The sequence below is a fragment of the Mucilaginibacter sp. P4_A11 genome (assembly GCF_056402535.1).
The window spans coordinates 219,295-234,639 of record NZ_JBFUHE010000005.1 but is presented as its reverse complement, the minus strand read 5'-3'; the positions used below and the strand labels follow the sequence as shown (position 1 = coordinate 234,639).

The window sequence follows — 15,345 nt, the reverse complement described above, 5'->3', positions numbered from 1 at the left end:
ATGATAAAGAATTATTTACGCAGTGCCTTCCGCAACATTGCCAGGCACAAATTTATCTCGTTCATCAACATATTTGGTTTAACCATTGGTTTAACCTGCTGCCTGCTTATTTTAACTTATATAGTTAAAGAGCTGAGTTATGATAAGTTTAACCATAACGCGCCCAATATTTACCGGGTAAGCCGCAGCTTTAATACTGGCGATGGCGTTGTTAACCTGCATCTGGGTGCTGTCGCCCCCCCATTTGGGCCGTTGCTTAAAAATGAGTTCCCGGATATCAAAATGGTTACCCGGTTGTTCCCTAACGGTGATGTGGTTTTGCGCTATAAGGAGAAATTGTTCACTGAAATGGGATCATATTTTGCCGATGAAAACTTCTTTAAAGTTTTCGATCTGAAAACTGTGGCTGGCGACCCTAAAACCGCCCTGAGCGAGCCTTATACGGTAATGATGACCGAAGAGATTGCGCACAAATACTTTGGCAACGAAGACCCTATAAACAAAGAGATTAGGCTCGATAACCAGTTTAACTTTAAAGTTACCGGTATCTTCAAGCCATTCCCGGCTAATTCACAAATGCACCCACAAATGCTATTGTCGTTCAATACGCTAAACGACGACAGAGTATATGGACGGAATGCCTTGCGAACTAACTGGGGTAATAATTCATTTTTTACCTACCTGTTGCTGCCCGATAATTATAATATTAATCACATCAGTTCGCAGTTTCCGGCTTTCATAGATAAGTACATGAATTCTCCCGGGCAGCCACGCCAGTCAAAATTCACCCAGCTGCATATTCAAAGGTTCCTGGATATTCACCTGCACTCGCACCTTGACGACGAAGTAGAACAAAATGGAGATATAAAAAGAGTTTACATATTTTCGGCCATAGCGCTGTTTATTTTGCTGATAGCTTGTATCAATTACATGAACCTCTCAACTGCCCGGTCAACCCTCAGGGCTAAAGAGATCGGTATTCGCAAGGTGATTGGTGCACAGCAAAAGGAGATCATTACCCAATTTTTAAGCGAATCGGTGTTGGTTACTTACTTTTCGCTGGTACTGGCGCTAATACTGACCTGGGTTTTGCTGCCGCTTATCAACCGGTTTTCTGAATTAGGATTATCGATCGGTGGTCTATACCAACCGATAATTTTAGCTTCGGTATTATTACTGCCGCTTGTTATCGGTCTCATCAGCGGTATTTATCCTGCTATCTTTATGTCGTCGTTTAAACCAATAAAAGTGTTAAAGGGGATCCTTAAAGTTGGGTCGGGTAACATCTCGTTCCGTAAAGTATTAGTGGTTGTACAGTTTTCAATTTCTATTATCCTTATTGTTGCCACTACCATAGTTTTCCAGCAGTTAAGGTATATCCAAACTAAATCACTTGGTTTTAATAAAGATCATCTGTTAACAATACCGGGTATCCCGGCTAACCAGTTTGAAGCTTTTAAAGCTGATATACTCCGTGATCCGGCGATAAAAGATGTTGCCCGTTCGTCGCGTATCCCGTCCGGACGATTATTGGATGATCAGGGTGCTTCTGTTTTTGATGGCGATAAACCGCTGCCCGTTAAAGCCGATATCAAGTGTATCAATACCGATTATGGTTTTATCCCCACCTATGGAATTAAGATGGCAGCGGGCAGGAATTTCAGCCGCGATTTTGCTACCGATAGCAATAATTTTGTGATCAACGTAGCTACAGTAAAAGTGTTAGGTTGGAAAACTCCCGAAAATGCAATTGGCCGGGATATGAGCTACGGCAGCACAAAAGGAAAGATAATTGGTGTGGTTAATGATTTTCATTTCGAATCATTACACCAAAACATTGTTCCGCTGCTGATGGAGATGCCATCATTCGCAAATAACAATTACGGCAAGGTTTCGATTAAAATTGGTGGGAGCAACACCGATGCGGCATTGGCAACTCTACAGCAAACCTGGAAAAAATATCAGCCTGAAACCCCTTTTCGATATACTTTCCTCGATGAACGCTTTCAAAGATTATATAACAGCGAGCAGCAGCAGAGCCATTTGTTTACCATATTTTCCTGCCTGGCTATATTCATAGCCTGCTTGGGCTTATTTGGGCTTTCGGCCTTTACCATATCACAAAGGGTAAAAGAAATCGGTGTACGCAAAGTGCTTGGTGCCAGCATCCCGCAAATTGTTACCGAATTATCGAAGGACTTTTTGAAGCTGGTGATTGTTGCCGCGGTAATTGCCCTGCCAATTGCCTGGTATGCCATGAGCAAATGGCTGCTTGATTTTGCCTTTAGGGTGAGTATCCAATGGTGGGTATTTGTAATGGCTGGGGTAATAGCGCTTATTATCGCTTTTGCAACTATAAGCTATCAATCCATAAAGGCTGCTATGGCTAATCCGGTTAAAAGTTTACGATCTGAATAAATTTGTCATTAGGGCATTTTGCTTTGCGTCATTAAGTCATTTTGATTGATGCAAAGCAAAATGACTCAGTGGCCTTGAAAAAAATGACCTAATGCCCCGATGACGAAATGACTAAAGGTATGTTTAAAAACTATATTAAAATAGCATGGAGAAGCCTGAACCGTAACCGGGCGTTCTCGATAACCAATTTGCTTGGGCTTACTATTGGTATAACCTGCACCATTTTTATTTTTTTATGGGTGCAGAATGAGCTCGCTTACGATAAGGTTCACAAAAATTATAAGAATATATCCCAGGTTTTTGCCAACCGGGATTTTAAGAACAACGTTTTTACCGACCCGAACATGGTGTTCCCACTGGCCAAAGCGTTGGAAAGCGGTTATCCGCAGATCAGGAATGCGGTAATGACCTCGCACCTTGAGCAGCACCAGTTTAATGTTGGTGATGTTAAGATCAAAAAGCAGGGTTACCAGGTTAGCGGAAAATATTTTGATATGTTTTCGTGGCATTTTATTAAAGGAGACGCCACAACTGCCATTGCCGATCCCACATCGGTAGTGCTCACTGCCTCAACAGCGAAAGCCCTTTTTGGCAATGCTGATCCGATAAACAAAGTGGTAAAGGTTGATAATGCTTTATCGTACAAGGTTACCGCTGTAGTAGCCGATCCTCCGAATAATGCTTCGCAGCAATTTGACTTTATAGCGCCCTACAACCTTTCTGACCCTGGTATAAAAGATGTGCTTAACCGCTGGCAAGGATCATCATGGGAGGTTTATATCCAAACAACCGATAATGCGAAAATGGCGCAGGTTGATAAATATATTACCGACGTAATGTTTCAGCATAATCCGGATAAGATCAGTAAATACTTTACTTTCCCCATGAGCAAATGGCACTTGTACAGCGATTTTAAGGATGGAAAAAATACCGGCGGCATGATAGAGTACGTCCGCTTCTTTATCATCATCGCTATTATCATTCTGCTTATTGCCTGTGTTAATTTTATGAATTTATCCACGGCACGGTCGGAGAAAAAGGCTAAGGAAGTAGGTGTGCGCAAAACATTAGGCTCGGGCAAGGGACAGTTGGTGTTACAGTTTTTCTTAGAATCGATGACCTTGGTTGTCGTCTCATTTATTTGTGCACTGCTTTGCGTATACCTTTTGCTACCTCAGTTTAATTTGTTAGTAGGGGCGCAATTGCATTTAAACTTTAACCAACCCATATTTTGGCTGGGCGCCTTGGTTATTATTTTATTTACCGGACTGGTTTCCGGCAGTTATCCTGCTATCTATCTATCCTCGTTTAATCCGATAAAAGTTTTAAAAGGAACATTCGTAGCAGGCAAAGGCGCCATTGCACCGCGCAGAATTTTGGTGGTGTTCCAGTTTATTGGCTCCATATTGCTAATATCTGCCACGGTTATTGTTTACAGGCAGATCCAACATGTTAAAAACCGGAACATCGGTTATAATCCTGATAACCTGATCATGATACCTTCTACGGCCAATACCGACAAAAGCTTCAACGCAATAAAAAACGACCTGCTAAAATCGGGTATTATCAACAGTGTTACACGCACATCGGCTATGGTAACCCAAATTTCATGGCGTTCGGGGCCACCTAACTGGGAGGGCAGGCCAGCTAATGCCGATATCATATTTTCGAATATGACTGCCGATGTCGACTATATAAAAACCATGGGTATCAAAGTACTGCAGGGAACCGATTTCACCGGCATGCCATCTGACACATCGGCTGTATTATTGAACAGGGCAGCGGTTGAGGCCATGCAGGTTAAAAGGCCACTTGGCATGCAATTACAATATGGGTCAAAGAAATTTACCGTGATTGGTATCACTGATAATGTGGTAATGTCATCACCCTATGTCCCGGTTGATCCGATGATAGTTTTTGCAGATAAAAACAGCTCCGGGTACATCGATATCCGGCTAAATCCAGACGTAAAGCCGCAACAGGGCGTTCAATTGCTCCAGGGTATTTACGCCAAATACAGCCCTGCCGATATCTTCGAATATCATTTTGTTGACCAGGAGTTTGGAAAAAAATTCTTTACCGAAGAGCTGATCAGTCGTATAACCAACATATTTGCTGGCCTGGCTATTTTTCTTTGCTGTATAGGTTTGGCCGGTCTGGCTTCATTCACCATCGAAAAACGGTTTAAGGAGATTGGGATCCGCAAGGTTTTGGGTGCCAGCGTGAGGCAGTTACTCGTGCTTATCTCAACAGAGTTTTTAAAGCTGGTAGCCATAGCCTTTGTTATAGCAGTGCCTTTAACCTGGTGGGTTATGCATAACTGGCTTCAAAAGTATACGTACCACATTAATATCAGTATTTGGTTATTTGCTGCCGTTGGCATGCTAATATTATTGCTTACACTGATTGTGGTAAGCCTTAATACGATGAAAGCAGCACTGGCTAACCCGGTTAAAAGCTTACGTTCTGAATAAATAATAGGTCATTAAGTCATTTGCTTCGCTCATTAAGTCATTTTTTTATGGTTGATGAGAAAAGCCCAATGACTTAATGACGCAATGACTTAATGACCACTAAGATGTTTAAAAACTATTTTAAAATTGCACTGCGCAATTTTTGGCGGCACAAATTTTTTACATTCATCAATGTAATCGGTTTATCTATTGGGATCAGTTCGGCGCTGGTGATATACCTGATAGTACATTTTGATTTTACGTTTAATCAAAACTTTGATAATGGCGACCGGATTTACAGGGTAGTATCAAACTATACCTTTTCGGGCGAAGAGGCCCATAACCGAGGAGTATCAGGCCCTGTACCTGAAGCAGTAAGAAATGGTGTAAGCGGCGTTGAACTCACGGCACCATTCTTTACTTTAAGCCAGCCTAATGTACTTGTTCCGGGAAAAGGTGGTGTTCCTGTTAAGTTTAAGCTACAGGACAACGTGATCCTTGCCGACGGGCGCTATTTCAGCATGTTTAAATATAACTGGCTGGCCGGTTCGGTGAAAACCGCGTTGAATGCACCTAATCAAACAGTACTTACTACAGATCAGGCAAAAAAATATTTTCCTAAACTTTCATACAGCCAGATGATAGGCCGGGTGATCACTTATGATACCCTTAGCGCAGCAGTTACCGGCATTGTTGAACCATTGAAGGGGAACAACGATTTTACTTTTCATGATTTTATCTCCTATTCAACGGCTAAGAATAATAAAGCGCTTGCCGATGAACTGAACCTTACCGAATGGGGAGGCACCACTTCATCATCTATACTTTTTGTTAAGTTAGCTCCCAACACCACTGTAGCCAATTTTGAAAAGCAACTAAACATTATCCTTAAAAAGAACAACCCTCCAAAACCGGAAAATAAAGGTAATACCCGGAATTTTACCTTACAACCCTTAAGTGATATTCATTTTAATAGCGTTTATGGCACCTTTGATAGTGGCAATCCGGCTAATAAAACAACACTTTACGGTTTGCTGGTAATTGCTGCATTTCTGTTATTATTGGGATGTATCAATTTTGTTAATTTAACTACCGCCCAGGCAACCCAAAGGGCTAAAGAAATTGGTGTGCGCAAAACTATGGGGAGTAGCCGTACCCAGCTCATTATTCAGTTTTTAAGTGAAACGTTTATCATTACCCTGTTTGCCGTAATTATTTCGGTAGCGCTGGCTCCGGCTATTTTAAAACTGTTTAAGGATTTTATAGCTGAAGGTATTAAACTTGACCTGCTGCACCAGCCTAATCTTTTTGTGTTCCTGTTTTTGTTGACAATAGTTGTAAGCCTGTTATCAGGGTTTTACCCAGCTGCTTTATTATCAGGTTACAAACCGGTATTGGTACTTAAAAACCAGGCCTCTTCAAACAGCAGCAAGACCCGTAATGCATGGCTGCGCAAATCGTTAACTGTAACGCAGTTTGTTATTGCCCAGTTTTTTATAATGGCTACTGTGCTGGTAAGTAAGCAGATCCATTATGCACTTACTAAAGACTTAGGCTTTAAAAAGGACGCGATCCTGATCGTAAACTCGCCCTGGAAAAACCGCACCCTCAATAAAAATCAGGTGTTTATGAACAAGCTGAAGGCAATACCCCAGGTTGAGCTGGTAAGCGCGGGCAAGGCGGCGCCATCGTCAACAAGCACCAACTCAACAGAGGCTACTTATATTGATGGCAAAAAGGAAATTAAAATAGAACTATACGAAAAGTATGGCGATCCTAATTACATCAATGTATATAAAATTAAACTTTTGGCCGGACGTAATATACAATACGGTGACAGCACAAGTGCATTTTTAATCAATAATACGTATGCAAAACTCATGGGTTTTAAAAACCCTAACGATGCTGTTGGAAAATATATAGATAAGTTTAATGGCGATAAAAGGATGCAGATCATAGGTGTAGTGGCCGATTTTTATTCCGAATCGTTGCACGCGGCCATAAAACCAACATGTATCCATATCAGCAATAGCTACTATAACAATGGCACCTTTCATATAGCACTTAAGCCACAAACCGCCGGCGGTGACGATTGGAAGAGGGCTATCTCGTCAATAGAAAAATCGTGGAAGGAGATTTATCCTGAAGATGATTTTCAGTATGATTTTTTTGATGCGAGCATCGCTAAATTTTACGATGCAGAGCAACATACTTCAACGTTGTTAACCTGGGCAACCGGCTTATCTATATTTATCAGCTGCCTTGGTTTGTTAGGTTTGGCTATTTATAATACTAACCAGCGTACTAAAGAAATTGGGGTTCGTAAAGTTTTGGGCGCGACGGTAACGCAAATAGTTACCCTGCTATCAACAGAACTGGTGATACTTATTGTGCTCGCTTTTGTACTTGTAACCCCGCTGGCCTGGTATGCCCTGAACAAGTGGATGGAAACCTTTGCAGATCGTACCAGCATTAGCTGGTGGATTTTTGCAGCAAGTGGGGCGGGAATGCTTTTAACAGCGCTCGTTACATCGAGCTTCCAAACCATCCGCGCAGCGCTGGCCAACCCAACAAAGAGTTTGCGCTCCGAATAATTTGTCATTGAGTTATTTGCTTTACATCATTAATTCATTTTTGTTTGATGATTTAGTTGAGTAAATGACTTAATGACTATGTAATAACGACTCAATGACTAATTAATATGCTCAAGAATTATTTTAAAGTAGCTTTCCGTAATTTAGGTAAGCACCGTACTATCAGTTTCATTAATATTGGCGGGCTTGCCATTGGTATTACCGCGGCCGTATTTATTATGTTGTGGGTGCAAAACGAGTTTAGTTTTGACAACTACCATAAGGATGTTAATAATATATACCGGATAAAAACCAAACTAAGCCTAACCAAAGACGAAACATGGGACTGGGAATCATCACCTTATTTGTTAGGTCCTATAGCCAAACAGGAAATACCAGGCATAAAGAATTATACATTTCTATGGCCGGGCTATATGATGACCGTACATCATGATAACCAGTTGATATCTGAAAAAAAATATGCTTTTGTAGATGCCAATTGGTTTAAAGTATTCCATTATGATTTTATTGACGGTAGTGTCGAAAGTTTTTCAAAAAATCCATTTAGTTTAATCCTGACGCAATCAACAGCAAAGAAATATTTTGGCGATGGCGAAGCTGTAGGTAAGGTGCTGAAGATTGATTCAATGAACTATCAGGTACAGGCGGTAGTTAAGGATAATCCGGCAAACTCAAGTTTTCAGTATGATATGCTGATCCCGGTTGAAGCCAAATTAAGCGACGCACATGAAAAAAGCCAGGCAAGTAATTGGGGCAACTATAGTGGGCTTACATTTTTAAAACTGCAACCGGGGGTAAATATTAAGGATGTAGGTAAAAAGCTAACCCAAATTATCAGGAAAAATAATAAGGGCAGTGAAAACACAACCATGAGTGTGATCGGGCTTAAGGATATCCACTTTGAAAGCGGGTTGCTGAGTACATCATTTGAAAATGGCAATCGGAAACTGGTTAATATATTCCTGATCCTGGCCTTTTTGCTTTTGGCTACAGCCTGTATCAACTACGTAAACTTAACTACCGCCAGGGCAAGCGTACGTTCAAAAGAGGTGAGCGTGCGTAAAATTGTAGGTGCAGGAAGGAGGCAGCTTTTTGCCCAGTTTATGTCTGAATCATTGGTTGTAAGTTTTTTATCGTTATTGTTTGCTATTTTGTTTATCCAGCTATGCCTGCCATGGTTTAACCAGGTTACCGAAAGGCATTTCGTACAACCACTAACATCCGGCATTACATGGCTGATATTACTGGGTACATTGGTTATTTGTTTCGTTTTTAACGGGTTATATCCGGCTATATTATTGTCATCGTTTAAACCACTAAGTGTGTTTAAGGGCAGGGCTTTATTGAATTTTAAGGATGGCGGCATCCGTAAAACCCTGGTTGTTTTACAATTTGGCATATCGGTTATGCTCATTATCAGTACAATGATCATTTACCGCCAGCTTAATTTTATGCAAAAAGCCGATTTGGGGTATAAACGAGAACATGTTTTTGTAATGAGTATACCCTGGCAGGTACTTGGTTCTGATGATAAATTAAGGGAATCAAAACTGAAAAGTATTGCCAATGAGTTACAGCAGCAAAGTGCTATAAGTGAGGTTTCCCGTTCGGCTAATGATGCTTTTTTTAATAATAGTAATAAAGTTTCAGGCTCAATGGATTGGGATGGCCGGCCGCAAGACTATAAACCTTCGGTTTCTACCATATCGGCCGATGAAAATTTTCAACATATATTAAGCCTTAAAATGCTTGACGGACATTGGTTTGATAAAGCTGGTACCGATGCCCACAATGTAATTTTAAATGAAACTGCTGTAAAGCAGCTCAATATCCATAAACCTGTTATCGGGCAACGGTTTAAGTTTAACGGAGACTCAGGAGTAGTCGCCGGTGTGGTGAAAGATTTTAATTTCAGGAGCCTTCACGAAAAAATAGGCCCAATAGTTATCGATAATCATACTGACTGGGCGCGTAGCTTTTATATCAAAACAACTCCCGGTAATGCTGCTGCCGCTATCAGGGTAGCTCAAAATGTGTGGAATGAATTTGTTCCTGATCAGCCTTATGATTATAGTTTTATTGATGATGGTTACAATAAACTTTACCATGCCGAACAGCGTTCCTCAACACTTATAGCTGCTTTCGCCATTATAGCTATTTTAATATCAGCCATGGGCTTACTTGGTTTAGCCGCTTTTGCCGCCGAACAAAGGGTGAAAGAAATAGGCATCCGTAAAGTACTTGGCGCAAGTGTTCAAAATATAATCGGGCTGTTATCAGCAGAGTTTTTGAAAACGGTTTTGATAGCCAATATTGTAGCCTTCCCTGTGGCCTGGTATATGATGAACAAATGGCTGCAGGATTTTGCGTACCGTACAAATATTTCCTGGTGGATTTTTGCTGCTGCAGCCTGCATTGCCCTTTTGATTGCGCTGATAACAGTGAGTATCCAATCTATCAAAGCCGCTTTGGCTAATCCGGTAAATAGTTTGAGGAGCGAGTAGGGAGCTGAAAGCCGAAGGCTTAAAGCAAAAAGCAAGATACGGGTGAGCTAAATGAGGTTAAACATCATTTCACTCTTTTCATAAAAAGCCTTAAGCTTTTGGCCTTCGGCTTTCAGCTCTCCTTTAACACTTTTTAACTACTCATTTAAAGGGTTTTGCGTAATATCGTATAAAGTATTAGATATGATAAAAAACTACTTTAAAATAGCCTGGCGCAACCTTTGGAAGCATAAGTTTTACACCTTTATTAATATGTTCGGCCTGGCGCTGAGCATTGGCTGTAGTATTATACTATTTCAGTTTATTACCTATCACTTAAGTTTTGATACCTATCATCATGATGCCAAACAGGTGTATAGGGTTGTTCACCGTTTAACTTTTTTTGATGGGGTGCCATTGTACGATCAGGGTGCACCTTTAGCTTTGGCAAGGGATGTGAAAGCCAATGATCCGCGGGTAAAAGATGTAGGTGTATTATTACGGATGCATGATATCAATGTTACTATCCCACAAAGTGAGGGATCCGGAAAAAAAATGTTTGCCGAGCATGAAAACATTGGCATAACCGACGGCCATTTTTTTAACCTGTTTGATTATCAGTGGGAGCAGGGCAATAAAAATACCGCCCTTACCGAACCCAATGCTGTCGTTTTAAGTCATGGGCTGGCTCAGAAATATTTTGGCAGCCAGGATGTTATCGGCAAAAACATTAGTGTGGATAACAAAAATATATTTAAAGTAACAGGTGTAGTAAAAGATCACCCTGCAAATACCGATATTAAAGCAGATCTGTTTCTTTCATTGTCAACGCTTAAAAACATTTACCCGGATGTTTATACGCCAATGCACAATGATTGGAATTTTATCAATTCAACCAACTCTATTTATGTTGAACTGAAGGAGGGGGTAAATCCGCAAAAAGTAGAAAGTGATATAAACGAACTGAATGTTAAAGCTCAGGGCGCAGCAGAAGCAAAACCATATCATTTTATGATGCTGCCTTTAAGCGAGGTACATTTCGATGGCCGTTTCGCGGGTGTTATTCAACGGTCTTTGTTGGTTACACTGGGTATAATAGGTTTGCTGTTGATCATCATAGCCTGTGTTAACTTCATAAACATGGCTACGGCACAAAGTTTTAAAAGGGCAAAGGAGATTGGTACCCGCAAGGTTTTGGGCAGTTCGCCGGCGGCCATATTTATCCAGTTTATTTCCGAAACTTCTTATATCGTAGTTTTTGCCGCATTGCTATCATTTGTTATGGTTATTGTGGCCATACCGGTTTTAAATAGCTGGCTGCAAACGCTGTTAAGTTTTAATCTTTTTACCGACTACCGGCTTTCAGCTTTTATAATAGCCGTTTTAACCATTATTATATTAGCCGCCGGTTCATATCCCGCCTTAATATTAAGCAGGTTTAAACCGGTTAACGCTTTGAAAAACCAGTTCGGCGGTCAAACACAAACTGCCGGTTTTACACGTAAAGGTTTAATTATTGTACAAAATGTAATAGCGCAGGTACTTATCATCAGTACCATATTAATAACCATGCAGGTTAAATACCTTAAAACGGCCGACCTTGGCTTTAACAAAAATGCTGTTTTAATGCTTCCTGTGCCCAATAGTGATAAAGGTAAAACCGATTATTTGCGCAACCAGTTACTGGCCGATCCCGCCATAAAAAGCGTATCCTTTTGTTACCGGGCACCGTCTTCTACCGCCGATAAAGGTGGCTCAATTAAATTTGACACCCGTGATTGGGAAAAATTTGTTGGCTACACGCAGATAGGGGATGCCGATTATGCTAAAACTTTTGGAATACAATTAGTTGCCGGGCGTAATATTGCTGAAAGTGATACTGCCCGTGAATATTTGGTCAATGAAGTAATGGTATACAAATTGGGACTTAAAGATCCGCAACAGGCTATCGGCAGGCATTTTATCGCGGGCGACCTGTCAAACAATCCAGGTACTATAGTAGGGGTGGTAAAGGATTTCCATGCCAAATCGTTGTATACGGCTATTGCACCCGAATACATCAGCACATTCAGAAAAGGCTACCAGTACGTAGGTGTAAAGATCGGTTCCGGCAATCCTTCGGTAGTTATTGATCATATTAAAAAAGAGTGGCAGACTGTTTACCCTGATAATGTATTTGAATATCGGTTCCTCGACCAGCAAATAGCTGATTTTTATCAAAAGGAAGATCTGTTAAATAAGCTGATCACCTCAAGTGCGGTGATCGCTATTTTTATCAGCTGCCTTGGTTTGCTTGGGCTTATCTCGTTGTTAACCCTGCAGCGCACCAAAGAGATCGGCATCCGAAAAGTGCTTGGCGCATCGGTTACAAATATAACCGGTTTGCTTTCTGTCGATTTTCTGAAACTAGTTCTTGTGGCTGTGATCGTGGCATCACCTATAGCCTGGCTTATGATGAGTAAATATCTGCAAAACTTCGCTTATCGCATAGATATCCAATGGTGGGTGTTTGTTCTGGCTGCTTTCGTCGCGCTATTGATCGCGTTTTTTACTGTAAGTTTCCAATCTATTAAAGCGGCTATGGCAAATCCGGTGGAGAGTTTGAGGGGGGAGTGATTCGAGGTTGGAGATTATTTTATAATGATATGTGAAGGTCAGCTTATTCAAAAGCCGGCCTTTTTTCTTGAAGCTGAAAAGGCACAAGTAGGTTTTGCTCTGGCAGCCGTACGATACTTGAGTCAGGAGCCCATAATAAAATTCAAAATCCGAAATAGAACATCCGAAATCCCAATTAAAGTACTGTATCAATATCGTACACAAGGTGTTACACTTGCGTACAGTTGATGATTTTGATTTGGTTTAAGTGGCTGACATACAGGTTGTTTTGATTTTGGTATAGGTTTTACATTGGTACTAAAAAATACTGTACGATATGCTTAAAAATTACTTCAAAATAGCCTGGCGTAATATCGTTCGTCATAAAGCCTATTCTGCCATAAATGTCGCTGGCTTAACTGTTGGTTTGGCAGCCTGCCTGCTCATTTTTGTGATCATTCAGTTTGAACTTAGTTTTGATACCTTCAATCCCAATTATAAAAATATCTATCGTGTTGTAACACAGGAAAAACATGAGTCGGAAACTACCACCAACCCAGGTGTCGCGGTTCCTGCTACCGATGCTTTACGTCTCGACATTCCGCAGGCTAAAGTAGCGGCCCTGAACAGCAGTTATGGAAGCCAGATCACCGTTCCTGAAGTAGCGGGCAGTAATAACGGTGACAAAAAGTTTACCGAAAACATAGGCGTACTATTTATCCAGCCTCAATTCTTCGATATTTTTAGCTATAAATGGCTGGCAGGTAGTCCGTCGGTATTAGCTAATCCGGATATGGTTGTTTTGGATAAAAGCTCGGCCATTAAGTACTTTGGCGACTGGAATAATGCCGTTGGCAAAGTGCTTAAAATGGATAATGTTTTAACGCTAAAGGTATCGGGCATTGTTGAAGATGCTCCAGTGAACAGCGATTTTCCGTTTAAAATAATGGTATCCTTCGATACCTGGAAACAGCACCCTAAAGATTATAACTACAGCGCAGAATGGGGATCAACCAGCAGCAGCCATGAGGTGTTTATGCTGTTCCCGGCCAGTATGTCAAAAAGCAGTATTGATGCCCAGTTAAAAGCATTTTCGACGAAGCACTTTAAAAAAGGATCGGCACAAACCACATTGCTACCTCAGCCGCTTGCCGATATGCATTTTGATACGCAGATAGGCAATCCACTTGGCGACCACAGCACCAGCAGAGCTACCTTGCGTACCCTGTCGTTCATTGCGTTGCTGATCATTATCATGGCATCAATCAACTTTATCAACCTGTCCACAGCGCAATCTGTTGGGCGCTCAAAAGAAGTTGGGATTCGTAAAGTACTGGGTAGTACCCGTCCACAGTTGATTTTTCAGGTAATTGGCGAAACTACGATCATCGTTATTGCGTCGGCCTTAATTGCTTTGGCGGCAGCCTGGCTGGCTATGCCTCAATTAAAAAACATAGCTAATGTACCTGACACTATCAGCTTGTTTACTGCTGGTAGCTTATTGTTTTTAGTAGCAAGTACAATAGCAATCGTGTTGTTATCGGGTATTTATCCTGCATTGGTTGTATCGGGTTTTAAACCGGTGCTTGCACTTAAAAATAAAATAACTGCAGCTTCTATCGGTGGTATCCCGCTTCGCCGTGGGCTGGTTATCGCTCAGTTTGCCATATCGCAATTGCTGATCATCGGTACTATAGTGGCCGTTAATCAGATGGATTTTGTTAATAAAGCCGATTTGGGTTTTAACAAAAACGCATTGCTTATCATCCCCGGCTATACCGATAGTTTAAGCCTGCGGAAAATGGAATCGTTTAAGCAGCAGGTGTTGCAAAATCCCAATGTTAAAGCTGTCACTTTTTCTTCGGATGTGCCATCGTCAGAAAATAACTGGGGTACTAATTTTGATTTTAATAACTCAACAAAAGATGTAGGTTTTAATACCTATCTAAAATTTGGCGATGCCGATTATTTCAAAACTTATGGATTAACGTTTGCAGCCGGTAAAGCTTACGATGTAAGCGATACGGCGAGGCAGTATGTGGTTAATGAAACCTTTATTCATAAGTTAGGTATCCGAAACGCCAATGAGGCTATTGGCAAAACGTTGCGCTTAGGTGGCGGCAAATGGCTGCAAATAGTTGGGGTTGTCAAAGATTTTAAAACCAATTCCCTTCGCGAAGCAATAAAGCCCATAGTAATATCACCGGCAAAGAAATTTGAAGGCCAGATAGGGATCAAGATCCAAACCTCCGACCTGAGCAAAACAGTATCCCAGCTACAAAAAATGTGGGAGAATGCTTATCCTGAATATGCTTACAATGGCTATTTTCTTGATGATAACATAGCCAAGTTTTATGAGCAGGAAAACAAAATGGCATTGGTATACAAGGTATTTGCCGGGATTGCCATATTTATATCCTGCCTTGGTTTATATGGGTTGGTATCGTTTATGGCGGTTCAGCGTACCAAGGAAATAGGGATCCGCAAGGTACTCGGTGCCTCGGTAAGCAGTATCGTATTGCTGTTTTCAAAAGAGTTTATGGTACTCATTGGTATCTCGTTCCTGATAGCGATGCCCGCCGCGTGGTATATCATGAATGGCTGGCTGCAAAACTTTGTGTACCGTATTTCAATGAGCGTCTGGATCTTTTTACTGGCGATAGTATCATCATTGATAATAGCGTGGGTAACGGTGGGTTACAAAGCTGTTAAAGCAGCACTTGCCAACCCGGTTAAAAGTTTGCGATCGGAATAGTCATTTGGTCATTTGCTCTGCGTCATTAAGTCATTGACAAAAAGGCG

Annotated in this window: 6 protein-coding genes; all 6 read left to right on the top strand. The window is 41.2% G+C overall.

The genetic code is table 11. The features are described from left to right. Complete coding sequence (locus AC1DUD_RS12100) at positions 1-2,418, top strand: ABC transporter permease (protein ID WP_477374930.1); 2,418 nt, start codon at positions 1-3, stop codon at positions 2,416-2,418. A gap of 119 nt (positions 2,419-2,537) precedes the next feature. Continuing rightward, positions 2,538-4,892 carry an ABC transporter permease gene (locus AC1DUD_RS12095; RefSeq protein ID WP_477374929.1) on the top strand — a complete coding sequence of 785 codons (2,355 nt, stop codon included), beginning with the start codon at positions 2,538-2,540 and terminating at the stop codon, positions 4,890-4,892. Positions 4,893-4,984: 92 nt separating this feature from the next. Continuing rightward, positions 4,985-7,465 carry an ABC transporter permease gene (locus AC1DUD_RS12090; RefSeq protein ID WP_477374928.1) on the top strand — a complete coding sequence of 827 codons (2,481 nt, stop codon included), beginning with the start codon at positions 4,985-4,987 and terminating at the stop codon, positions 7,463-7,465. A 107-nt stretch (positions 7,466-7,572) separates the two neighbouring features. After that, positions 7,573-9,969, top strand: a complete 2,397-nt coding sequence (locus tag AC1DUD_RS12085; RefSeq protein WP_477374927.1) for an ABC transporter permease — start codon at positions 7,573-7,575, stop codon at positions 9,967-9,969. A 183-nt stretch (positions 9,970-10,152) separates the two neighbouring features. Next, positions 10,153-12,564 carry an ABC transporter permease gene (locus tag AC1DUD_RS12080; protein ID WP_477374926.1) on the top strand — a complete coding sequence of 804 codons (2,412 nt, stop codon included), beginning with the start codon at positions 10,153-10,155 and terminating at the stop codon, positions 12,562-12,564. A gap of 316 nt (positions 12,565-12,880) precedes the next feature. Then, a complete protein-coding gene (locus AC1DUD_RS12075; RefSeq protein ID WP_477374925.1) occupies positions 12,881-15,298 on the top strand; it encodes an ABC transporter permease in 2,418 nt (805 codons plus the stop codon). Positions 15,299-15,345: the final 47 nt, after the last annotated feature.

Excerpts from the sequence above, each read along its gene's own strand:
- AC1DUD_RS12100 (WP_477374930.1), top strand. The coding sequence starts at position 1 with ATGATAAAGAATTATTTACGCAGTGCCTTCCGCAACATTGCCAGGCAC.
- AC1DUD_RS12095 (WP_477374929.1), top strand. The coding sequence starts at position 2,538 with ATGTTTAAAAACTATATTAAAATAGCATGGAGAAGCCTGAACCGTAAC.
- AC1DUD_RS12075 (WP_477374925.1), top strand. The coding sequence starts at position 12,881 with ATGCTTAAAAATTACTTCAAAATAGCCTGGCGTAATATCGTTCGTCAT.
- AC1DUD_RS12085 (WP_477374927.1), top strand. The coding sequence starts at position 7,573 with ATGCTCAAGAATTATTTTAAAGTAGCTTTCCGTAATTTAGGTAAGCAC.
- AC1DUD_RS12090 (WP_477374928.1), top strand. The coding sequence starts at position 4,985 with ATGACCACTAAGATGTTTAAAAACTATTTTAAAATTGCACTGCGCAAT.
- AC1DUD_RS12080 (WP_477374926.1), top strand. The coding sequence starts at position 10,153 with ATGATAAAAAACTACTTTAAAATAGCCTGGCGCAACCTTTGGAAGCAT.